Source organism: Kribbella sp. CA-294648, assembly GCF_050943845.1.
GTDB lineage: Bacteria > Actinomycetota > Actinomycetes > Propionibacteriales > Kribbellaceae > Kribbella.
In genome coordinates, this window is the sequence record NZ_CP191981.1 from 991,446 (window position 1) to 1,013,244 (window position 21,799).

At 66.8% G+C, this 21,799-nt stretch carries 21 protein-coding genes; 5 read left to right on the plus strand and 16 right to left on the minus strand.

Features of this window, described 5'->3' with window-relative positions; all coding sequences use genetic code 11:
• Positions 1-46 precede the first annotated feature (46 nt).
• Complete coding sequence (locus ACQPYM_RS04830; protein WP_433015417.1) at positions 47-604, plus strand: transposase; 558 nt, start codon at positions 47-49, stop codon at positions 602-604.
• Positions 601-1,155 (plus strand): hypothetical protein, encoded by a 555-nt coding sequence (locus ACQPYM_RS04835; RefSeq protein WP_433015420.1) that lies wholly within the window; start codon positions 601-603, stop codon positions 1,153-1,155. Before ACQPYM_RS04830 ends, ACQPYM_RS04835 begins: the two co-directional genes overlap by 4 nt.
• A 265-nt stretch (positions 1,156-1,420) precedes the next feature.
• Here ACQPYM_RS04835 and ACQPYM_RS04840 read toward each other — a convergent pair whose 3' ends face one another.
• Entirely contained in the window at positions 1,421-1,987 is a 567-nt protein-coding gene (locus ACQPYM_RS04840; RefSeq protein WP_433015423.1) for an RDD family protein, read from the minus strand.
• Between the two features lie 100 nt (positions 1,988-2,087).
• Here ACQPYM_RS04840 and ACQPYM_RS04845 point away from each other — a divergent pair, with 100 nt between their 5' ends.
• Entirely contained in the window at positions 2,088-2,528 is a 441-nt protein-coding gene (locus ACQPYM_RS04845; RefSeq protein ID WP_433015426.1) for a DUF2752 domain-containing protein, read from the plus strand.
• 50 nt (positions 2,529-2,578) lie between these two features.
• Here the strand turns inward: ACQPYM_RS04845 and ACQPYM_RS04850 are convergent, their stop codons facing one another.
• From ACQPYM_RS04850 to ACQPYM_RS04895, 10 genes are all read right to left on the minus strand, one after another.
• Positions 2,579-3,184 carry a DUF4190 domain-containing protein gene (locus ACQPYM_RS04850; RefSeq protein WP_433015429.1) on the minus strand — a complete coding sequence of 202 codons (606 nt, stop codon included), beginning with the start codon at positions 3,182-3,184 and terminating at the stop codon, positions 2,579-2,581.
• A 58-nt stretch (positions 3,185-3,242) separates the two neighbouring features.
• A complete protein-coding gene (pstB, locus tag ACQPYM_RS04855) occupies positions 3,243-4,019 on the minus strand; it encodes a phosphate ABC transporter ATP-binding protein PstB (RefSeq protein WP_433015432.1) in 777 nt (258 codons plus the stop codon).
• A gap of 20 nt (positions 4,020-4,039) precedes the next feature.
• A complete protein-coding gene (gene pstA, locus ACQPYM_RS04860; protein ID WP_433015435.1) occupies positions 4,040-4,960 on the minus strand; it encodes a phosphate ABC transporter permease PstA in 921 nt (306 codons plus the stop codon).
• Entirely contained in the window at positions 4,957-6,021 is a 1,065-nt protein-coding gene (gene pstC, locus ACQPYM_RS04865) for a phosphate ABC transporter permease subunit PstC (protein WP_433015437.1), read from the minus strand. The genes pstA and pstC overlap by 4 nt, the downstream gene beginning before the upstream one ends.
• 122 nt (positions 6,022-6,143) lie before the next feature.
• Entirely contained in the window at positions 6,144-7,274 is a 1,131-nt protein-coding gene (gene pstS / locus ACQPYM_RS04870) for a phosphate ABC transporter substrate-binding protein PstS (protein WP_433015440.1), read from the minus strand.
• Between the two features lie 219 nt (positions 7,275-7,493).
• Positions 7,494-8,825, minus strand: coding sequence for a hypothetical protein (locus tag ACQPYM_RS04875; RefSeq protein ID WP_433015443.1), 1,332 nt, complete (start codon positions 8,823-8,825; stop codon positions 7,494-7,496).
• Between the two features lie 21 nt (positions 8,826-8,846).
• Positions 8,847-10,175: a hypothetical protein gene (locus ACQPYM_RS04880; protein ID WP_433015446.1), complete on the minus strand. Its 1,329-nt coding sequence runs from the start codon at positions 10,173-10,175 to the stop codon at positions 8,847-8,849.
• Between the two features lie 121 nt (positions 10,176-10,296).
• Positions 10,297-10,770, minus strand: a complete 474-nt coding sequence (locus tag ACQPYM_RS04885) for a bifunctional nuclease family protein (RefSeq protein ID WP_433015449.1) — start codon at positions 10,768-10,770, stop codon at positions 10,297-10,299.
• Positions 10,771-11,024: 254 nt separating this feature from the next.
• The gene (locus tag ACQPYM_RS04890) at positions 11,025-11,906 is read right to left on the minus strand and encodes an NUDIX hydrolase (RefSeq protein WP_433015452.1); all 882 of its coding nucleotides are present in this window, start codon (positions 11,904-11,906) and stop codon (positions 11,025-11,027) included.
• A gap of 10 nt (positions 11,907-11,916) precedes the next feature.
• A complete protein-coding gene (locus ACQPYM_RS04895; RefSeq protein WP_433023185.1) occupies positions 11,917-14,049 on the minus strand; it encodes an RNA degradosome polyphosphate kinase in 2,133 nt (710 codons plus the stop codon).
• A 93-nt stretch (positions 14,050-14,142) separates the two neighbouring features.
• On the opposite strand from ACQPYM_RS04895, the gene ACQPYM_RS04900 reads away from it, so the two are divergent.
• Positions 14,143-15,216, plus strand: coding sequence for an alpha/beta hydrolase (locus ACQPYM_RS04900; protein ID WP_433015455.1), 1,074 nt, complete (start codon positions 14,143-14,145; stop codon positions 15,214-15,216).
• On the opposite strand, the gene ACQPYM_RS04905 is transcribed toward ACQPYM_RS04900, so the two are convergent.
• The 5 genes from ACQPYM_RS04905 to mshD all read right to left on the minus strand — a co-directional run bounded on the left by ACQPYM_RS04905 (position 15,217) and on the right by mshD (position 19,607).
• Positions 15,217-16,167 (minus strand): PKD domain-containing protein, encoded by a 951-nt coding sequence (locus ACQPYM_RS04905; protein WP_433015458.1) that lies wholly within the window; start codon positions 16,165-16,167, stop codon positions 15,217-15,219.
• Positions 16,164-16,550 (minus strand): DUF6318 family protein, encoded by a 387-nt coding sequence (locus ACQPYM_RS04910; RefSeq protein ID WP_433015461.1) that lies wholly within the window; start codon positions 16,548-16,550, stop codon positions 16,164-16,166. Before ACQPYM_RS04910 ends, ACQPYM_RS04905 begins: the two co-directional genes overlap by 4 nt.
• 417 nt (positions 16,551-16,967) lie before the next feature.
• On the minus strand, positions 16,968-17,435 hold the full coding sequence (locus tag ACQPYM_RS04915; protein WP_433015463.1) for a PKD domain-containing protein: 468 nt from the start codon (positions 17,433-17,435) through the stop codon (positions 16,968-16,970).
• Positions 17,436-17,890: 455 nt separating this feature from the next.
• Positions 17,891-18,505, minus strand: coding sequence for a DUF6318 family protein (locus ACQPYM_RS04920; RefSeq protein WP_433015466.1), 615 nt, complete (start codon positions 18,503-18,505; stop codon positions 17,891-17,893).
• A gap of 169 nt (positions 18,506-18,674) precedes the next feature.
• Complete coding sequence (gene mshD / locus ACQPYM_RS04925; protein ID WP_433015469.1) at positions 18,675-19,607, minus strand: mycothiol synthase; 933 nt, start codon at positions 19,605-19,607, stop codon at positions 18,675-18,677.
• A 118-nt stretch (positions 19,608-19,725) separates the two neighbouring features.
• On the opposite strand from mshD, the gene ACQPYM_RS04930 reads away from it, so the two are divergent.
• Complete coding sequence (locus ACQPYM_RS04930; RefSeq protein ID WP_433015472.1) at positions 19,726-21,501, plus strand: bifunctional metallophosphatase/5'-nucleotidase; 1,776 nt, start codon at positions 19,726-19,728, stop codon at positions 21,499-21,501.
• Positions 21,502-21,799: the final 298 nt, after the last annotated feature.

The window sequence follows — 21,799 nt, forward strand, 5'->3', positions numbered from 1 at the left end:
GGCAATGGTCTTCGTTCTCACGGTAGATCAGCGGGACAGCGGAAGCATGGGCGATCTCGTACCCGAGCTACTGAATACGCTGAACCGGCGACCGCGGCGGGTCGGCCTTCTGCGCAAGTTCGAGCGGACGGCGGGCGACGAGGTCCAGGGTGTGCTCTCCGACGCCCGCGCCACCATCGACGTGATCGTGCAGTTGCTCCGGGCCGAGATCTGGCACGTCGGCCTCGGTTTCGGCCCGGTCGACCTGCCGCTGCCGCGCAGTACCAGAGCAGGCAGCGGGGACGCCTTCATCTTCGCTCGCGAAGCCGTCAACCGGGCCAAGTCCAGTCCCCATCACGTGAGCGTGGTCGGCAGCAACAAGCACGCGGCCGAGCAGGTGGAGAGCGTCATGTGGCTAGTGGCCTCGGTACTACGTCGCCGCAGCGAGCGCGGCTGGGCAGTGGCCGACCTGTTGTCGGAAGGCCTGACCAGGCGGGAGATCGGCGTGAAGCTGGGCATCAGTCAGTCCGCTGTGACCCAACGGGCGCAGGCGGCCGGCTTCGCCGAGGAGCAGCGCGGGCGAGTGCTCGCGGCTGAGCTGCTCGAGGCAGGGGAGGCTGCATGACGGCAGCAGTGCTGGTGCTGACCGGTGTCAGCCTGGTGCTCGCCGTACTGGCGTGGTGGCCCAAGTCGGGCTCGACGCCGGCGATCGTGATCAGTGGCGTCATGCTGGCCTGTTTGACCGCCGGGGCGCTCCTGCTGCTGGCAGGGCACGGCGTACAAGGCTGGCGGGAGACCTGGTGGAACATCCTCCTCCTGGCCTCCGGCAGCCTGGCGGTAGCCGGTGGAGGTCCACTGACGACTTCAGTACTGGCACTGGTCGACCGAGGCAACACCAGGTCGCAGTCGACCCAGCAGGCCGGTGAGGTACTGCGAGGCGGCGCGCTGATCGGTGCGCTGGAGCGCTGCGCCGTCTACGGCTCCATCGTGGCTGGTTGGCCCGAGGGCGTGGCGATCGTGCTGGCCATCAAGGGCCTGGCGCGCTACCCGGAGCTGCGTAGTCCGGACCAGCCGGCGTCGGTGACACCGCAGGCGGTGGCGGAGCGATTCATCATCGGTACCTTCACCAGCGTGCTCTGGTCCATCCTTTGCGCCGGCCTGCTGCTCTCGAAGTAGGCCGTGTCTCCCAATCCCCTGCGTGCTGCGCGGCACTCGGCACGGCACCTCGGCGCACTGGAGCAAAAGCAACGATGGAAAACATCGAGGCGTCCGCTCCAGCACGCCGAGCTACCGCACCGAGCACGTGCTCGCCCGTACGGCGAGGGTTGCCAGTACTGCGGCGGCCCGTAGCCAGGCTGACCCGGCTGGCGCGGTACGTCCTGCGGGCGGTTGTCAGGCCCGTAGGGAGGGGGTGGTCACAGAAGTCCTTTCGTGCGCTCAATCAGAGCTTGATCACCAGGTCGGAGACGACCTTGTCGTGCAACGTCTGCTGCTTGGCATCCCACAGTGGCCAGAGCAGGTTGAGGAAACAGAGGTAGTTGATCAGGTACGAGCAGATCTCCCGGACGAAGGTCCGGCCGATCCCGATGGTCTCCCCGGTCCGCACCGAGACGATCTTCAGCCCGGTGACCCGCTTGCCGACCGACTGACCGGACCGGCCCTGCTTGATCACCCGGTTCCAGAACCAGAGCACCCCGCTGAGCGCGACGCCGAGCACCATCGCAGTACCGGCGGCCGGGGTGAGTTCCTGGCTGTCGCCGTTGATGGCCAGCCCGGCGCCGAAGCCGATGACGACGGGCGGGAACTGCACCATGGTGTCGATCAGCGAGGCACCGACGCGCGTCGTCCATTCCGCGTACCGTCCGGGCGGCGCATAGCCGTAGCCGCCTTGCAGGTGGGAGCCACCAGGCGCGTAGACCGGCTGGCCGGGCTGGTACGGGCTGTTGCGGCGGTCACCGGGCTGTCCCGGCGGGAACTGACCCGGGTACGGCGAGGGAGGGGTGCTCACGAGATTCCTTTCGGAGGGGCGCTCCGGGATCGTACTGCCCGTCATCGGACGGCCAAGCCACTCTCGGGGATCCCTGGCAGCAGGAGTTACCGTTGGGGACGTGACCCAGCCAACCGTCGTACTCCGCCCGCAGGGGCCGGTCGAGCCGCCTGGGCGGCAGGTACTCGGTCTCGCCGCCGTCGGCGTCGGTGGGTTCGTCCTGGCAGCGGTCTACCAGCTGTCCGGATCCCGTCAGCTCGGCATCCCGTGTCTGCTGCATGCCACCACCGGGCTGAACTGCCCGCTCTGTGGGGCGACCCGGATGGCTGCGGCCCTGCTGCGGGGCGATCTGGTCGCCGCCTGGCACTTCAATCCGGTCGTGCTCGTGGTCGGTCCGCTGATCGGCGTTGCCGTCGGCTACCAACTGCTGGCCTGGGCGCTCGAGCGGACGCGACTGGTCAGACTGCCGAGACTCCGCCCGGACCCGCGGCTGATCGACCGCGCGATCAAGATCATGGCCGTCGTCCTGCTGGTCTACGGCGTCGCCCGCAATCTGAACTGAGGGCGACGCCGGTCCCAGCGACCTACCGGCCAAACGTCAGCGGCCGAACGTCAGCGGCCGACCGCGCCGGTGGCGTAGCCGAGGATGCCGAGCGCGAAGGCCACGATGCCGCCGATCCAGGCGACCTTGGCCAGGGTGTCCGACTTGCCCTGCTCGCGGAACTTGCCCTGGGCAATGAAGCCGAGGATGATCGCGGCCGGCGAGCAGCAGAACCAGCAGACGATACCGATGATCGCCAGCGTCTGCGGGGTGTTGTTCTGCGGTGCGCCGCCGCCGTAGCCGTAGGCGCCCTGCTGGCCGGGGTAGCCCGGCTGGCCCGGGTATCCACCGGGCTGCTGGCCGTAGCCGGGCTGACCCGGCTGCTGTCCATAACCCGGCTGACCCGGCTGCTGACCATAACCAGGCTGCTGCCCATAGCCGGGCTGCTGGCCGTAACCGGGCTGACCCGGCTGGCCGTACTGACCGGGCTGCTGGCCGTAGCCGGGCTGACCCGGCTGCTGACCATAACCAGGCTGACCTGGTTGCCCATAGCCCCCAGGCTGCCCCGGCTGCTGGTAGGGATCGGACTGCTGCCCGTACTCACCCGGCTGCCCAGGCGTGTCCTCGGGCCGATTCGGGTTGTTCGGGTCGTCGCCGGGAGGCGTCGGAGTGCTCACCACGGTCCCCTTCTAGAACGTTGAGAAGGCACAGACACTACTACGGCAAGGGGACAGATCAGCCGAACCGGCCGGTGATGTAGTCCTCCGTGGCCTTCTCGCCGGGGTTGGAGAAGATCTGCTTGGTCGGGCCCATCTCGACCAGCCGGCCGGGTTTGCCCGTCGCGGCCAGGTTGAAGAACGCGGTCTGGTCGGACACGCGGGCCGCCTGCTGCATGTTGTGGGTCACGATCACCACGGTGAACTTGTCCTTCAGCTTCTCGATCAGGTCCTCGATGGCCAGCGTCGAGATCGGGTCCAGGGCCGAGCAGGGCTCGTCCATCAGGATCACCTCGGGCTCGACCGCGATCGCCCGGGCGATGCACAGCCGCTGCTGCTGACCACCGGACAGGCCCGCACCGGGCTTGTCCAGCCGGTCCTTGACCTCGTTCCACAGGTTCGCGCCCTTGAGCGAGGCCTCGACGACCTCGGTGAGCTTCTTGCGATCCTTGACCCCGTTGAGCTTCAGCCCGGACGCGACGTTGTCGAAGATCGACATGGTCGGGAACGGGTTCGGCCGCTGGAACACCATGCCGACCACCCGGCGGACCGCCACCGGGTCGACACCACTGGCGTACAGGTCCTGCTGGTCCAGCATCACCTTGCCCTCGACCCGGGCGCCGGGGATCACCTCGTGCATCCGGTTCAGGGTGCGCAGGTAGGTGGACTTGCCGCAGCCGGACGGGCCGATGAACGCGGTGACCGAGCGGGGCTCGATCGTCATCGACACGTCCTCGACGGCCTTGAAGTCGCCGTAGTAGACGTTGAGGCCGCTGACCTCGATGCGCTTTGCCATATCGACTCAGAACCTCTCGACTATTGGGACTTGATGGTGCTGAAGCGTGCGATCACGCGGGCCAGCACGTTGAGGAGGAGGACCAGCAGGATGAGCGTCAGGGCCGCGGCCCAGACCCGATCCGCGGCCGGGTCCAGGGACAGTTCGGTCCGGTCCTGGTTGATCATCGTGGGCAGGGCGCCCATGAACCCGTCGAACGGGTTCAGGTTGATGTTCTTGGAGTAGCCGACCAGGATCAGCAGCGGCGCGGTCTCGCCCATCACCCGGGCCAGGCCGAGCATCACGCCGGTGATGATGCCGCCGAACGCGGTCGGGATGACCACCTTGAGGATCGTCTTCCACTTCGGCACCCCGAGCGCGTACGACGCTTCGCGCAACTCGTCCGGCACCAGCTTCAGCATCTCCTCGGTGGAGCGCAGGACGACCGGCAGCATCAGCAGGACCAGCGAGAGGGCCACCGCGAAGCCGACCCGGTTGAAGCCGAGCACGGTGATCCAGACCGCGTAGATGAACAGCGCGGCCACGATCGAGGGCACCCCGGTGAGGATGTCGATCATGAAGCTGACCACCTTGGCGGCCTTGGTGCCCTTGCCGTACTCGACCAGGTAGATCGCGCCGAGAATGGCGATCGGGACCGCGATCAGGGCACAGATCAGCGCCATGATGAGAGTGCCCATGATCGCGTGGTACGCGCCGCCACCGACCCGGCGCACCGTCACGCCGCGCTGCGACTGGGACCACCAGTTCGGGTCGAGCAGCAGGTTGTAGCCCTTGCTGATCACGGTCCACAGGATCCACAGCAGCGGAACGAGCGCGATCAGGAAGCACAAGACGATCAGGACGGTGGCCAGGGTGTTCTGGAACGCCCGGGCGCCGGACTTGCCGGTCAGGTCGAGAGTCGTCCCGTCGTACGCCGGCTTGTTGGCTGCGAGCGTGCTCACGAGGCGGCTCCTTCGGTCTGGGCGGGGCTGGTACCGGCCCGGCGGTTGCGGCGCGAACGCTTACCGCCGGGGCCGCTGCGCGCGACGATCAGGCGGGCGGCGGAGTTGACCAGGAAGGTCACCACGAACAGGACCAGACCGGCCGCGATGTAGGCGCCGGTCTTCTCCGGCGAGTCGAACTCGGCGGCGTTGTTGGCGATCTTCGAGGCGAACGTCTCGCCCCCGGCGAAGATGGAGGAGTTCCACGGGTCGTTGCCGTTGGGCACCGACAGGATGATCAGTACGGCGACGGTCTCGCCGAGCGCGCGGCCCAGGCCGAGCATCGAGGCGCTGACCACACCGGAGCGGCCGTACGGCAGGACCGCCATCCGGATCATCTCCCAGCGGGTCGCGCCGAGCGCCAGCGCGCCCTCGCGATGCGTGATCGGCGTCTGGGCGAAGATCTCCCGGCTGATCGCGGTGACCACCGGCAGGATCATGATCGCCAGTACGACGGACGCGGTGAAGACGACGCCGAGGTTGTCGGTGGCGGGCTTCTCGAACAGCGGGATCCAGCCGAGCGCCGAGCTCAGGCCGTCGATCACCGGGCGCAGGATCGGCGCGAAGAAGATGATGGCCCACAGCCCGTAGATGATCGACGGGACCGCCGCGAGCAGGTCGATCGCGTGCGAGACCGGCGCGGCCAGCCGCTTGGGCGAGTAGTAGGTGGTGAACAGTGCGACGCCGACCGCGATCGGGACCGCGATCACCATCGCGATGATCGAGCTGACCAGCGTCGTGTAGAACAGCGCCGCGATACCGAACTTCGGCTCCGCGCCGCCCGGTTCCCAGATCCGGGAGAACAGGAAGCTGCTGTTGTTGTCGGCCAGCGCGGGAACCGCCAGCGCGAGCAGGAAGATGCCGACGAACGCGACGATGACGACCACCAGGCCGCCGGAGCCGCGGGCGAGTCCGGCGAACAACCGGTCGCCGAGGTGCCCGACCGGGCCGAGCTCGAGCTTCTGCCCGGAAGTGGGGCCGGTCGGCCGGTCGGGCGGGGCCGTGCCGTCTGTACTACTCATCGATGCTGCTCCAAGCGCCTGGTCGATGCGGGGTGGCGAGCCGGCGAGCCGAAGCCCCGGCCGTCCGGATCACCGGAACGGCCGGGGCTCGCATCACGCCGTACTGCGATGGTTCTTGCGGGTCAGCTGATCGCCTGGATGGCGGCGTCGACCTTGGTGCGGATCTCTTCCGGCAGCGGCGCGTAGTTCAGCTCGGTCAGCGACGACTGGCCGTCGGTGCTGGCGAAGTACGACAGGAAGCTCTTCACCAGAGCGGTCTTCTCGGCCGGCAGGCCCTTGCTGCAGGCGATCTCGTAGGTGACCAGGACGATCGGGTAGGCACCCGGGGCCTTGGTACCGAAGTCGAGCTTCAGGGCCAGGTCGCTACCGGTACCGGCCGGCTTGGCAGCAGCCAGCGCCTTGCCCGCGGTCTCGGCGGTCAGGTCGATCGGGCCGGAGCCGGTGTCGACCGAGGCGACGCCCAGCTTGTTGTCGACGGCGTAGCTCCACTCGACGTAGGTGATCGAGTTCTTGGTGCTCTTCACGCCTTCGGCGACACCGGCGGACTTCTCCTTGCCGGCGCCCGTGCCGGTCCACTTCTTGCCGGGCTTACCGGTCCACGCACCGCCACCGGCGGCTTCGAGGTACTTGGCGAAATTCTCGGTGGTGCCGGACTCGTCCGAGCGGAAGAAGACCGCGATCGGCGCGCTCGGCAGCTTGGCGCCCGGGTTCAGCTTGACGATCGCCGGGTCGTTCCAGGTCTTGATGGTGCCCTGGAAGATCTTCGCCGCGGTCGGGCCGTCGACGACCAGCTTCTCCAGACCCTCCACGTTGTAGGCGATCGCGACCGGGCCGATGACCATCGGCAGGTTCAGCGCCGGGCTGCCCTGGCAGCGCTTGGCCGCCGCGGCGGCCTCGGCCTCGCCACCGTCCTTGGCCTCGGTCTTCAGCGCCGAGTCGGAGCCTGCGAAGTCCACCTGACCGGCGTTGAACTGCTTGATCCCCGCACCGGAGCCGGTCGGGTTGTAGTTCACCTTGACGTCGGTGCACTTGTCGGTGTTGTACTTGCTGATGACTTCCTCGATGGCGTTCTTCTGCGCCGAGGAACCCTCGGCGTTCAGGGTGCCCTTCGGGCAGTCGCCGCCACCGTTGGACGAGCTGGTGCTGCCGGGGTTCGCGGAGGACTCCGGGTCGGAGCCACAGGCGCTCAGGGCGAGGACGCCGAGGGATGCCACGGCGACGGTGCCGACGCGGAGCAGGCGATTGACGGACACGAGAGTGTTGCCCTTCTGCGGGATTCAGACTTCTTGAACTTCCACAGACGGTAGGGAGACCAGATGACCGGGTGGCTCGCGCCGGGTGAACGAGCGGTGAACGGTTTCGGTAGTGCTGACGACGGCTGGCGTGCCGCCAGAAGGCCAGCAGATGAACTGAGTTAAGGACCGTGACACAGGGTGACTAAAACACCCGTTGGGTCACGGTCCGGTACCGACTCAGCGGACGGAAAGTGGAAAGGTCCGGCTGACTGTTGCCGCGATCGGCAGACCGTTGTAGGTCATCGCCGGGACCGTGATCCGCCAGTTCTTGGTGGTCCCCCGGCCGGAGGCCTTGAAGCTCACCGTGCCCTTGCCGTTCACCAGCGCGATGTCCATCGAGTGACGCCAGACCGAACCGTCGAAGTACTGCAGGGCGGCCCGGCTGGTCCCGGCCGGTCGTACGTCGACGCTTGCGGTGACCGTCTCGCCGACCGATGCGACGGACTTGTCGAACTTGGCCGTGACGAAGTCGGCGTACGTGGTGACGGTCCGGACCGAGGACGAGGCGGGCGAGGTGACGGTGCCACCGTCCAGGGTGGCGCCGGGCGTGAAGTCCTTCTGGATCGGGATGTAGAAGCGGTACTGCCGGGTGCCGACGGGCGTGGTGACGCCCTGGATCGGGCCGTTCTGGGCGAGGTAGCGTCCGGCGTACGCCCAAGGCTTGGTTGCGTCAGCCCTGGTCTGCAAGGTCACCGGGATCCCGTTCGCCCCGGTGTGCGGCACGCAGGGCGCGGTACCGGTGATGCAGTCGGTGATTCCCGCGGTGCCACCCACGGTCATCGGCTTGCCGTAGACGGCGGTGGCCGGGAGTTTGATGCCGACGTTCATGACGCCGAAGACGATCCACCCCTCGGAGCGGGGCTGACCCCACTCGGAGCGGGATGCCACCTTCACCGGGTACGGACGCGGCCGCGGTGGGACGAACGCCGAGGTGGTGCCCATCGGGTGCCAGAACGCCTCGACCGGGTTGCTGCTACCCCAGCCGTACCAGAGCTCCGGTCCGATGACGGACTCGGACGCCGGCCGGTCGAGCGGGTCGTTCGGGGTGGTGTCCTCGGGGACGGCGGGGGTTTGCCAGACCGTCAGGAGGGAGAGGTCGTTCGCCGGTCCGGCATCGATGAGCTGGGGCTGCGGCGGCCGGATGGCGTCGAACCAGGGCGAGTCGGCCGGCGCGGACTCGACCCCGGCCGCGTCGATCGTGACGACCGTGATGCGCAGTACCTCGAAGGCGTGGAGCCCGTAGTCATGACGGTCGACGAGAACCTCGTCCGCATCCCCGGCTGCAGTCGTCGCCAGCTCCGTGGTGTTCGAGGTGCTCTGGTACTGCACCCTGATCCGGTTGGCCAGGCCGCCGTCCTTCCAGCGCACCTGGATCTTCCCCGGCGTAGCGGACCAGCCGATCTGCAGCTCGGTCGGCGTCTCGGGCCCAGTAGCCCAGGCCGGCACCTGAGTCAGCGTGCCGACGATGGCAAAGGCAGCCGCAGCCGCAACGAGTGGCGTCTTACGCATGATGTGAACCCCCAGAAATCCTTACCGCACGGTGAGCTTGAACGCCTTGCTGGGCGTAGCCACGATCGGCAGCCCGTTCATAGTCATCTTCGGAACAACCACCCGCCAGTACCGGCTGGTGCCACGGCCGGCTGCCTTGAAGGAGAAGGTGCCTTTGCCCTTGGTGAGAGAGATGTAGGTGGCGTGGCGCCAGACCTTGCCGTCGTACCACTGAAGGTCAGCCTTCACCGTCCCGGCCGGCAGGACGTCGACGGTCGTCTTGACGATCTGACCGACTGTCGCGGTGCTGGTGTTGAAACCAGCAACGGCGAACTTCGCCTGCGTGGCGGAGTACCGGGCGGAGGTCGACGCCGCCGGGGCGACGGTGAGTTCGCGGCCGTTCAGGTGGGACCAGGTGGGGATGTAGAGGCGGTACTGCTGGCCGCCGTACAGGCGAACGTTGGCGGTGAACCGCAGTTGCTGGTTGGTGTACGTGCCGATGGTCTTCCAGGGGCGAGCGGCGTCCGGCCGTGCCTGGAGGAGGGTGCGGATGCCCGGGTTGGCGACGAACGGGTTCGTCCGGTCGGGGCAGTTGTACTGCGCGTTCGCGCACATCCGCGTGCCGGCGACGATCGAGAACGGAAGGCTTTGCGAGTACACGTTGGTCGCGGGCACCGAGAGGCCGACCGTCGTCTCGTTGAACACAACGCTCGACGAGCCCGTGGTGCCGCCCCGGATGACCCACTCGTTGGTCGTCAGCATGGCGACGGGATACGGGCGGGGGTGGGTCGGAATGGTGAACGTGGTGGAGCCTGCCGGCAGCGTGAACGACTTCCCGGGGGCGTTGGGAGTCGTGGCGACCGCGAGCTTCACCACCTCGTTGGTCGACGGCAGGTCGAGGGGGTCGCCAGGTGTCGTGTCGACGGGCACGGGGGCCAGCGACCAGTTCAGCTTGAGCGAACCGTCCGGGAGCGGCACGGCGCTGGTGAAGGTCGGCAGGGGAGCGCCGATGGAGTCGAACCACGGCGACACGACCGGCGCGCTCTCGGCGCCGGACTCGTCGATGCTCACCACACTGATTCGGGCAACCCGGTCGGTCCAGACCAGCGCATGGCCCACCCTGGTCCACTCGTTCGGCGTACCCGGCTTGCTGGTGAACCTGGTCACCTGATGGCCGTCCTGGTACTCGACCCGCACGATGTTGGCCTCGCCACCGTCGGCCCACGTCATCTTGACCTGCTGGTTGCCGGGCGCGACCCAGCTGAGCTGCAGGTCGGTGGGCGCCTCCGGCCCCGCCGCCGCCTGGGCAGGAAGCTGCGTGCTGCCGAGGAGCACCAAGGCAGCAGCGGTTATGGCGAGTGGCTTGCGCATCGAGCGAGGACCCCCAGAGAGAATGCCTGGCGAGTCGACCCCCGGCCGCCAGTGCGTCGGGGCAACTTAGCGGACTCGGTACGGCGTACAGAAGCCTGATTGCAGCTTGTTGCAGTCGGCTCTAGCTGGAGAAGTCCTCGGGGGCTACGCCGTCGAGGAACCGGCGGAAGCGTTCGAGCTCGGCCTGCTCCTCTTCCGGGGTGGCCACGCCGGCTTCCTGGAGGACCTGTTCGGTGCAGCGGATCGGCGTACCGAGCCGGACCGCGAGGGCGACCGAGTCGCTCGGCCGGGCCGAGACGCGGGCACCGTTGCCGAGGACAAGCTCGGCGTAGAAGACCGCGTCGCGTAGCTCGACGATCTCGACCGCCTCGACGGTGACGCCGAAGGCCTCGATCAGGTCGCGCATCAGGTCGTGGGTGAGCGGGCGGGACGGGCGCAGGCCCTGTTCCTCGTAGGCGATCGCGGTGGCCTCGACCGAACCGATCGAGATCGGCAGGTACCGGTAACCCTCGGTCTCGCGCAGCATCATCACCGGTGCCCGGTCGGGCGACTCCATCCGGATCCCGATCAGAGTGAGCTCTCGCATCGTCGTCATGGCGCCCGACCTCTCCGTGCCCCGGCGCCCGGTGGGACGCCTCAGTAGGAACATACCCGCCCCGGCCGACGTCATCCGGTATCGCCCATGGCTGTTGCCGGAACGAGGAACAGATTGTGCCTGGACTGTGAGGGGCCGGACCGCCGCCACTCACAAAGCTGCTCCACGCGGCCCAGGACAGCGCCTACCCATGGCCTGCCCACGCCTGACCAGGACTTGCCGGCTGAGCTTTGTGAGTGGCGGCGGTCCGCGGGCTACGGGGCCCGGAAGCGTTCGTGGATCTGCCGGCCGCCTTCGAGCTGGTGCGCGACGACGAAGGCGCCGGGGGAGAACTTGCCGGGCTTCAGGCCCAGCTCCTTCGACAGGGCCGGCAGCACCGGCCGGTGCGAGCAGACCACGGTGACCCGGCCGGGTTTCCAGACGTTGGAGGCGATCCCCTCGAGCTTCGACGGGTTTTCGTCGTAGCCGCGCTGGGAGATCTCCGGGTGCAGGTGCATCTTCCGGCCGGCCGCCTCGGCGTACGGGCTGACCGTCGACGTGCAGCGCTCGGCATCACTAGTGAGGATCCGGTCCACGCCGACAGCGGCCAGTACGTCGACCAGCCGGTCGGCGGTGGCCAGGCCGAGCCCGCTCAGCGGCCGCTTGGTGTCCTTGTCTTCCCAGTCCTTGCGTTTGACCGCCTCGGCATGACGCAGCAGAACAAGTGTCGAGACGACCGGAGTGACCTTGTCCAATGCGTCCAGGATCTCGACATCGCGCGGATAACTGAGCCTGCGCCGGGCCTTGTCGACCGGCACCCACTCGGACTTGTCGACCTCGTCGTTGGGGACGAACTCCTGCTCGGCACCGGTCAGCTGGGCCGACCAGTAGTGCACCATCTTCGGGACCGTGTTGCCGTTCTTGCGGACGTCGTACCGCTGGATGCCGAGCGGTGGACCGAGCACGACCTGCTGACCGGTCTCCTCCTCGATCTCCCGGCGGGCCGCCGACAGAACATGCTCGTTCGGCGTCAGCTTGCCTTTGGGCAGGGACCAGTCGTCGTACCGGGGGCGGTGCACCAGCAGGATCCGCCGGCCGTCGCGGTCGTCCCGCCAGACGACACCCCCCGCGGCGATCACGGTCGCGGGATTGCTCACGGTGTCAACCCTACGTAATGGGATCCGTTTGGCGGCGCCGTCCACGCGTCGCGATCAGCCGTTCTTGCAGATCGCGCAGCGGCCGGCCTTCCGGATCGCTCAGCCGCGCCTGCCAGCTGTCGTCAGCCTGCAGCCACCAGGACCCGGTCCGCTCGTCGAAACCCATGTCGAACAGGTCGCCGAGCTCGGTGACGTGATCCGGCTCCTTCAGCTGAACCAGTACTTCGACCCGGCGGTCCAGGTTGCGGTGCATCAGGTCGGCCGAGCCGATCCACACCTCGGGCTCGCCGCCGTTCTCGAACCAGAACACCCGGCTGTGCTCGAGGAACCGACCCAGGACGCTGCGGACCCGGATGTTGTCCGACAGACCGGGTACACCCGGCCGAATCGTGCAGATACCTCTGATCCACAGGTCGACCGGTACGCCGGCCTGCGACGCGCGGTACAGCGCATCGGAGAGGGCCTCGTCGACCAGGCTGTTCACCTTGAGCCGCACTCGGGCGGGCCGGCCTGCCAAGTGGTGCTGCACCTCGCGCTCGATGCGCTCGAGCAGACCCCGGCGTACCGACTGGGGTGCGACCAGGAGCCGCCGGTAGCCGGCAGTGCGGGCGAAGCCGGACAGATGGTTGAACAGGTGCGCGATGTCCTCGGTGACGACCTTGTCGCTGGTGAGCAGGCCGAGGTCCTCGTACAGGCGGGCTGTCTTGGGGTGGTAGTTGCCGGTCCCGATGTGCGCGTAGCGGCGCAGGCCGGCCGGCTCCTCGCGCACCACCAGGGAGAGCTTGCAGTGCGTCTTGAGCCCGATCACGCCGTACACGACATGACAGCCGGCGTGCTCGAGTTGCCTTGCCCACTTGATGTTGGCCTGCTCGTCGAAACGCGCCTGGATCTCGACCAGGACCAGGACCTGCTTGCCGGCCTCGGCAGCATCGATCAGGGCGTCCACGATCGGCGAGTCACCGCTGGTCCGGTACAGGGTCTGCTTGATCGCCAACACGTGCGGATCAGCGGCAGCCTGCTCGATGAACCGCTGCACGCTGGTGGAGAACGAGTCGTACGGGTGGTGCACCAGGACGTCGCGCTGCTTCAGCGCGTGGAACATGTCGGCCGGGTTGGAGGTCTCCACCTCGGCGAGGTGCGGGTGGGTCGACGGGACGAAGGCGGGGAACTTCAGGTCGCCCCGATCCAGCGCAGCGATCGCGAACAGGCCGCGCAGGTCGAGCGGGCCGGGCAGCTCGAACACCTCGGCCTCGGTGACACCCAGCTCGGAGACCAGCAGGGCCCGGACCTTCGGATCGATCGACTCCTCCACCTCGAGCCGGACCGGCGGGCCGAACTTGCGGCGCAGCAGCTCCTTCTCGAGCGCGGCGAGCAGGTTCTCCGCGTCGTCCTCCTCGACCTCGAGGTCCTCGTTGCGGGTCACCCGGAAGGTGTGGTGCTGGGTGACCTCCATCCCGGGGAAGAGCTGGCCCAGGTGGGCGGCGATGACGTCCTCGAGCGGTACGAACCGGCCTTCGGCGACCTGCACGAACCGCTGCAGCAGCGGCGGCACCTTCACCCGGGCGAAGTGCTCGCCACGGGTGTCGGGGTTGCGGACCACGACGGCCAGGTTGAGCGACAGGCCGGAGATGTACGGGAACGGGTGCGACGGGTCGACGGCCAGCGGGGTCAGTACGGGGAAGACCCGGTCCCGGAAGAACCTGGTCATCGTCTCGCGCTCGTCGGTGCTCAGCTCGTCCCAGCGGAGGATGTCGATGCCCTCCTCGACCAGCGCGGGCAGCACCACCTTGCGCCAGGTCTCGGCCTGCCGGTCCATCAGCTCGCGGCTGCGGCTCAGGCTCCGGTCGAGAACCTCCCGCGGCAGCAACCCACTGGCTGCCCGTACTGCGACGCCGGCGGCGATCCGCCGCTTCAGCCCGGCGATCCGGACCATGTAGAACTCGTCCAGGTTGCTGGCGAAGATGGCGAGGAACTTGGCGCGCTCGAGCAACGGGATCCGGTCACTCTCGGCCAGCTCGAGCACCCGCTGGTTGAAGGCCAGCCAGCTCAGCTCGCGGTCCGAGAACCGGTCCTCCGGCAGATCGCCGGCTTCCGTGATGTCGTACGGGGGCTCGACGTCGTACTCCCGGTTGTGCGACGCCAACAAGTCTCCAGCCACCTCACCAGCATCGCATCCCCGGGTGAACAGCAGGTTGCGTAGGTGCCGGGGCGGGCATTGTTGCTAGCGTCACTCCTTGTGAACCGACGACTGGACACGTTGCTGCGGACCGCCCTGGAGACGGTGCAGGGCAATGCCCTCAAGCCGGTGACGGCCCTGCCACCCGCTATCCGTCGGAAGCTGGCGGGCGCGCCGATTCAGATCGACGGCAACGTTCTTGACCCTGACCTGCAGCTGTTGCTGCGGCTGGAGGGGTTCCTGCCGGGCACAAACAAGCAGTCCGTCGCGACAGCCCGGGCGAACCTGCTGACCTCGGCGAAGCTGGTCGCCGGCCACCCCCGGGAGCTCCTGCGGGTGACCGAGCTCACGGTCCGTGGCGCGGATGGTCAGCTGGGAGCCCGCCTGTACGTGCCGCGCAGCGCCCCCACCTCCGCCGGCGGCCTGCTGGTCTTCTTCCACGGCGGCGGATGGGTAGTCGGCGACCTGGACAGCCACGACGCGTACTGCCGCGCCCTGGCCGACGACGCCGGCATCCGCGTCCTGTCCGTCGACTACCGCCTCGCCCCTGAGGCTGAGGCACCGGTGGCAGCCGAGGACGCGATCGCCGCCTTCAGTTGGGCAATGGAGCACGCCGAGGACCTGGGCGCCGACCCAGCCTTCGTAGGCGTCGGCGGCGACAGCGCCGGCGGCAACCTCGCCGCGGTAGTAGCCCAGCAATGCGTACGCCGAAACCTCCCGGCCCCAGCCCACCAGATCCTGATCTACCCATCCCTCGACCTGGTCGGCCGCCGCCCCAGCCGAGACCTCTTCGCCGAAGGCTTCTTCCTCACCGAATCAGACATCACCTGGTACCGAGAGCACTACACCCCCAACCCAGCCATGCGATCCGACCCCCTGGTCTCCCCACTCCTGGTAGAAGACCTCACCGGCCTGGCCCCAGCCCTAATCGTCACAGCCGGCTTCGACCCGTTACGCGACGAAGGCAACGAATACGCCACCCGCCTAAAAACCGCCGGCGTCCAGGTAACCCACACCTGCGAACCCACCATGGTCCACGGCTACGCCAACATCCTCGCCCTCCCCGGCGAAACCCAATCAGCCCGAACCCGCCTAACCCAATCAATCCGCCAAGCTCTCAACCCCGCAGGCTAACTACCGCCCCGGCTCCACCAACACAGGCACAGCCTCCCGAACCTGCAAAGCCGTTGCAGGCCCGGTAATCGGCACTGTCCCAGCGATGTACTGCCATCCGGTGCCCGCCACATTGAACCGAGCCACATAGTGTGTGGTGAGGGTCAAATGCACCCCACCCTTCTTCATGTACTTATGGGTGATGTCCTTCGCTGGGTATGGTCGCCCCGGCGTCGTGGTGTTCATGCTCGTTCCGTCGCCGAAGTTCCAGGTGTAACTTGTGGGCGTAGCCTCGACTAGCACCGGAAATCCCAACAGAGTTACGGTCGCTGTCGATATTTTGCTTTCATCGGTGTATACGATCGTCTCCAGGTTGATCAACGTCCGCCCAGCTGGCTGCACCTTTACTCGCAGCTTCGGAAATGCGACATTTTTGCTTTCCGCTAGAACCTCCTCCCACTGCACGTCCTGCGGGCGAGGCATTGGAATGACCAGTGCCGTAGTTGGCGTCGTCGTCTGCGGCAGGTTCGGCTGCTCTACCGCGTCTGGTTCGTCCAGTGAAGGTAGACACCTGATCAGGTGGGGTGCGTTCCCGCCGGGGTGGCCACAGATACCGATGTTGAGGCGGAACGGCTGCGGACTGATCGTCTTCGGTCGGGTAGATCGGTGTCGCGCCGGTCCGCGAGTCTGCTGCGTCTTCGACGAGGAGATAGCCTTCCCAGAGGGGCGTGCCTTGTTCTTGGAGCGAAGGCGGCTTGTCTGTTTGTTTGCGTGCAGTGACGCTCCCCACCTTTCTACCTTTCCTCCAACTTTGGGCGGCTTGGGGGAAGGTTTCGGGTTAGGCGCAAACGGGGCTGCGACTCTGATTTCATTCGTGGCGGAAGCGCTACTGTACGTGGTTGTAGCGAGCATGGCGCCTAGCGCGAGGAATCCCGTGAGCAGGGTCAGTTTCGAGTAACCGAGTCGGTTCATTGGTTGATCTGCATCTCGTACATCACCCAGTTTCCCGCCTTGCTGACAAGGGTGAACTCCATTGTTCCAGTGCTCGCGGGCTGTGGCACGGGTGAGGCTCCCGGTGACACCCGCTCCTCGAAAGTGCCTGTTTTGAGGGTGGCTGACCCAAACAAGCGCCCCTCCTCGCCGTGGGAGAACTCCTTGACGCTGACCAGGCGATCCTTGAAGTCGCCCTTCAGACTGCCGTTCTTGACATTGAACTTGCGAGTGTGGTCGGCGATACCCTTACAGCCCACGCATCCCTTATCGCTTTCGCTGAGGAAGGGCTCAGGGTCGCCGGTTTCGGACGCGTAGTTGAGAAGGTCGATGTAATGGGAAAGAAACCCTTCGGCAGCCGCCAAGCTCGAACCGGATGCTGTGGAAGGTCGCGTAGGGGCAGCCGTTGACGTGACGCTGCCCGACGGTAATGGCGAACTAGTGGCTATCGGCGAGGTTGTCGATGGTGGCGGTGCCGTGTTCGGGCGGCCGGCTTCTGGGCTCTTGTTGGTGCAGCTTGCCAAGAGCGCGGCGCAGAGGCAGGCCAGGGTTAGGGCGGTGGCTTGCCTGTTGCGGGTAGTCACGGTTGTCACCTCTCCGTAGTCAATCTCGATCGTAGCCGGAGGTGGGAGCGCAGCGGCATGTCAGTTCCTGCAGCTTGTGGATAAGTGGTTGTCGTCCGAGCGCGGTCGCGGACCCTGGCGAAAGCGATTTGGCGGCGATAGGGGGTTCCCGGGAACCCCAGATTTGTCCAGCCCGCCCGGTGGCGAACGCCGGTCGTTTCAGCGCCCTGGTTCGACGAGTACCGGTACGGCCTCGCGGACCTGTAGTGGGGTCACCGGCCCTGTGATTGGCACGGTTCCTACGTACCGCCAGCCGGTACCCGCCACGTTGTATCGGGCCTCGTAGCCGACGGTAAGCGTCAGGCTCACGCCGCCCTTCTTCATGTACTTGTGGATGATGTCCTTTGAGGGGTAAGGATTCCCCGGCGTCCTAGTGACGAGGGTGGTGCCATCACCGAAGTTCCAGGTGTAACTCTCGGGAGTCGCCTGGACCTCGACGGGAAACCCGAGCACAGTCACGGTCTGGGAGTACACCTTGTACTTGTCCGTGTAGACGATTGTGTCCAGATTGACCAAGGTCCGCCCGGCCGGCTGCACCTTGACGGTCAACTGGGGGAACGCAACGTTCTTGACCTCACTCAACACCTGATCCCAGGTGACGTCCTCCGGCCGCGGAATCTGCTGCACAACCACCATGCTCGGTGGCGCGACCGGTAGCTCTGGTTGATTAGGCTGAACCGGGCGGTCATCTTCAATTGCCGGCAGGCATCTGGTCAGCCCCGGAGCATCCCCGACATGTCCACAGATGCCGATGTCTAAGCGAATGCCATCGTGTCGAAGGGGTCCCGTTATCCGTCTCGGAGCGTCCGGCCGCGTTCTCTTTCGCCTGTCCTTCGAGGACGCAGAAGTCCTGGCCTTCTTGGGAGGTCTAGTAGAAGCGAGACGGCCATTGACGTTCCCCTTCCCCCTCATGCCGACGCCATCTTTCGTCGGTTTCGCAATGATGACGGGAGGCTTCTTCGGCTTGGGTGTCTCGTTGACGGACGGGAGGCTACCCGCCGCTGCCGCGAGTTCAGGTTTGAAGGTCAAGGCCGCCCCTACGCAGAGAGCGACGGCGAGTGCAACGGCCGGAAGGTGTGGCTTCATCGTTCGGCTTGTTTCATCTCGTACATCACCCAGTTGCCGTTCTGTGGTGCCAAGGCGAGCTCGCGGGTGTAAGTTTCCGCAGCGCTCTTGAACGGCGTCGCAGATGGGGTCTGCCGACTCACGTATTCGCCGACTGTCACGACCGCGGAACCACCCAACCGACCGCTTTGACCGCGAACCAGCTCAGAGACCTCTTTGAGGTGCTCGCGGTAGTCACCTGCCAGCAGCCCGTTAGCCGCATTCGATGTCTTCACGAATTCCGCGTAGGTCTGGCAGGCCTCGCATCCAGCCTCGCTAGCTCTGAGCATGGGAGCGGCGTCGCCGGTGTCGGACGCGTAGTTCATCAGATCGCTGTAGTGGTGAACAAATGCCTCAGCAGCGGCCAGGGAAAGCCCTTGAGCTGCTGCTGGCCGTTCGGGCGCCACGCTCGGCTTGCTGCTGCTTGGCGTGGGGCTACCCGTCGGCGACGTGGCCGAAGAAGTTGATCCGGACTCTGGCGGGGCCGTGTTTGGCTGGCCGGCTTCGGGGCTGTCGTTGTTGCAGCCCGCCAAGAGTGCGGCGCAGAGGCAGGCCAGGGTTAGGGCGGTGGCTTGCCTGTTGCGGGTAGTCACGGTTGTCACCTCTCCGTAGTCGATCTTGATCGTAGCGGGAGGTGGGAGCGGGGTGCAGTGTCAATTGGTGCAGGTTGTGGATAAGTGGGTGGGGGCCAGGAGCCGCCCGGCTGGGGGGTAAGTGGCTCGGACGGCTCCTGGTTGTGGGTGGGACGGGTGGGGGTGGGGATTATGACGCGGAGTTATCAGGGGAACTCGGTGTGACCTCGTTCACTGGGGCGAACTGGACGTCCAGCGCCGCTGTGGTGAAGCCCAGGTTGGTGTAGAGGGTGTGGGCTGCGGTGTTGGTGCCGTCTACGTAGAGGACGACTGACGAGAGGCCTCGGTCTTCCTGCAGGTGGCGGATGCCCTCGAGGGTCAGGGCCTTGCCCAGGCCGGTGCCCTGGTGGTCGGGGGAGACGCCAACGACGTACACCTCTCCGAAGGGCTCGTCACCTTCGTCCTCGTGCACCTTGGTCCAGTGGAAGCCGGCGACGGAGTCGTCTGCCGTGACGGCGAGGAAGAAGCCCGCAGGGTCGAACCAGGGCTGTTGCAGCCGGTCTGCCAGGTCCGCCTGTGTCCAGCTGCCCTGTTCCGGGTGGTGGGCGAAGGCGGCTGCGTTCACCGCCAGCCATGCGCTGTCATCCTGCCCAGGTACGAAGGTGCGTACCGAAATCCCGTCCGGCCACACTGCAGCCGGTACTGGTGCGCTGGTACGGCGCAGAAAGTACAGCTCTCGCGCCACCCCCAGCCCGAGTCGTTCTGCGAGCTCATCCGATCCGGCTAGGCGCCCGTGGGCCCACACCCGCACCGCGGAGCCGCCATGGTCGAGCAGCACCCGCAGCAGCGCAGTACCGAAGCCCTGGCGCCTGTACTGCGGGTCTACCACCAGCTCGGCGGATCCGTCAGGGCCTAGTGCGGCGTATCCGGCGAGGTCGGACGAGCCCGGTTCGCCCGCGTATGCGAGGAGGTGGGCGTCGCCGGGGTGCTCCCCGTCGAGGTGCAGCAGGGTGTGCTCGGAGAGTGGGTTGACTCCGTCGCTCTGAGCAGCCGCGTGAGCGAGCTGGGTCACGGTGGCGGCGGTCGCCGAGGGCAGCGGGGAGGGAACGACTTCGAGGGTCACCTCAATACCGTAAAAGGTCCTGCTCAGTTCATCGCCGAGTCCTTGGTCAGCCACGCCGTTGCAGGGTAATTTTCGGGAACCGCGCACCAGCGGTGATCGAAACGACGACGGAGAAGACATGGCCTTCACAGGACGAGACAAGACGTGGCTGAGGGGACCCCGGGCTGTTGCCCTGGTGGCCGCCGGCGCCGCCGTGGTACTCGGGCTGGCCACGGGGGGAACCGTGACCCAGGCTGCGCCGGCGAAACCCAAGCCGACGCACACCCAGATCCAGCTGCTCGCGCTTAACGACTTCCACGGAAACCTGGTGCCCAACCCGGCGACCAGCTCCAGTGGCAACGTGAACGGAACGCCGGCCGGCGGCGCGGAGTACCTGGCGACCCATTTGGAGATGCTGCGCGCGGCCGCCAAGGCGAAGGGGCAGGACACCGCGACCGTCGCCGCGGGGGATCTGATCGGTGGTACGCCGCTGCTGTCCGCCGCGTTCCATGACGAGCCCACCATCGAGGCCATGAACAAGATGGGCCTGGATGCCACCTCGGTCGGCAACCACGAGTTCGACGAGGGCTACAAGGAACTGCTGCGGATGCAGAAGGGCGGCTGCCTGGACGACGGCGACGGGCAGAACAACCAGAACTCCTGCCCGGATCCGGAGGAGGAGTTCGAGGGCGCCGACTTCGACTACCTGTCGGCGAACGTGTTCTACGAGAACACCAGCAAGACCCTGCTCGCGCCGTACACGGTGAAGACCTTCCGCGGCGGCCAGAAGATCGCGTTCATCGGCATGACGCTGGAGAACACGCCGAACATCGTCACCAAGTCCGGTGTCGAGGGGCTGTCGTTCAAGGACGAGGTGGAGACCGCCAACGCGCTGGTGCCGAAGCTGAAGAAGGACGGTATCGAGGCGATCGTCGTGCTGCTGCACGAGGGCGGGATGCCGGCCGACCCGCGGGCGTTCAACAGTTGCCCGGGGATCTCCGGGCCGATCACCGACATCGCCAAGACGCTCGACCCGGCGATCGACACGATCATCACCGGCCACACCCACCAGGCCTACAACTGTTCGATCAACGACCCGGCGGGCAAGCCGCGCCTCGTGACCAGTTCCTCTGCGTTCGGCAAGGTCGTCACCGAGGTCCGGCTGAGCATCGACCTGGCCACCAAGGACGTGGACCGGCTGAACACGCTGGCGAACAACCAGATCGTGACCCGGGACGTGCCGAAGGACCGGTCCATGACCAAGCTGATCGCGAAGTACCAGGAGCTGGTTGCGCCGATCGAGTCCAAGGTGGTCGGCCACATCACTACTCCGTCAGTGGTGAAGACGCCGGACGACTCGCAGGAGTCGCCGTTGGGCAACCTGATCGCGGACGCGCAGTTGGCTGACACCTCGACGATCACCAACGGCAAGACGCCGGTGGCCGCGTTCATGAACCCGGGCGGCATCCGGGAGCATCTCCAGTCGAACGGCGGCGCAGTGACGTACGGTCAGGCGTTCTCTGTTCAGCCGTTCAACAACTTCCTGGTTTCGATGGACATGACCGGGACGCAGATCAAGGCGCTGCTGGAGCAGCAGTTCTCCGGCGTCAACCAGGCGCAGAACAAGGTGCTCCAGATCGCCGGCATCACCTACACCTACAACCCGGCCGCAACGCCGGGCGCCAAGGTGGTGGCGGGCTCGATCAAGATCGCGGGCCAGCCGCTGGTGGACGGTACGACGTACCGGATCGTCGCGAACAACTTCCTGTCCGACGGTGGTGACGGCTTCCCGGCCTTCACCACGGCGACCGACAAGTTCTTCGGCGGCCTGGACATCGACGCGTTCGCCAAGTACCTGGCGGCGCACGACCCGTACACCCCGGGCCCGACGAACCGGATCAGCATCGGTTCCTAACCCGTACTACGGCGCACGCCCGGGCCGGCCTCTCCTCGAGAGGCGCCCGGGCGTTCGTATGTCCGGGCTCGCCTGTTCGTGCAGAAGGTCCTGGCTGTTCGCCTGCCTGCAGGGTTCGACTACGTCGTGGCTGACGAGGCGCAATGCTGTTGGCGGCGGCCCGACGTTGCCTGCGGCAACGGCACGGTGGTTTCTGCTAGCGGAGGGCTTCGGGTGTTCGCGCGACAACGGCCGCAGCATGGGGATGGCGCTGACGTCGTGCACCGTGGGGTCGCGGGCAAGCGCTCGATGCGGGCGG

What these genes read in the sequence shown, in the direction of transcription:
- pstC (WP_433015437.1), bottom strand. Translation starts at nt 6,021, where the DNA reads ATGAGTAGTACAGACGGCACGGCCCCGCCCGACCGGCCGACCGGCCCC.
- ACQPYM_RS04885 (WP_433015449.1), bottom strand. Translation starts at nt 10,770, where the DNA reads ATGACGACGATGCGAGAGCTCACTCTGATCGGGATCCGGATGGAGTCG.
- ACQPYM_RS04930 (WP_433015472.1), top strand. Translation starts at nt 19,726, where the DNA reads ATGGCCTTCACAGGACGAGACAAGACGTGGCTGAGGGGACCCCGGGCT.
- ACQPYM_RS04835 (WP_433015420.1), top strand. Translation starts at nt 601, where the DNA reads ATGACGGCAGCAGTGCTGGTGCTGACCGGTGTCAGCCTGGTGCTCGCC.
- ACQPYM_RS04905 (WP_433015458.1), bottom strand. Translation starts at nt 16,167, where the DNA reads ATGAACCGACTCGGTTACTCGAAACTGACCCTGCTCACGGGATTCCTC.
- pstB (WP_433015432.1), bottom strand. Translation starts at nt 4,019, where the DNA reads ATGGCAAAGCGCATCGAGGTCAGCGGCCTCAACGTCTACTACGGCGAC.
- ACQPYM_RS04875 (WP_433015443.1), bottom strand. Translation starts at nt 8,825, where the DNA reads ATGCGTAAGACGCCACTCGTTGCGGCTGCGGCTGCCTTTGCCATCGTC.
- ACQPYM_RS04880 (WP_433015446.1), bottom strand. Translation starts at nt 10,175, where the DNA reads ATGCGCAAGCCACTCGCCATAACCGCTGCTGCCTTGGTGCTCCTCGGC.
- ACQPYM_RS04830 (WP_433015417.1), top strand. Translation starts at nt 47, where the DNA reads ATGGGCGATCTCGTACCCGAGCTACTGAATACGCTGAACCGGCGACCG.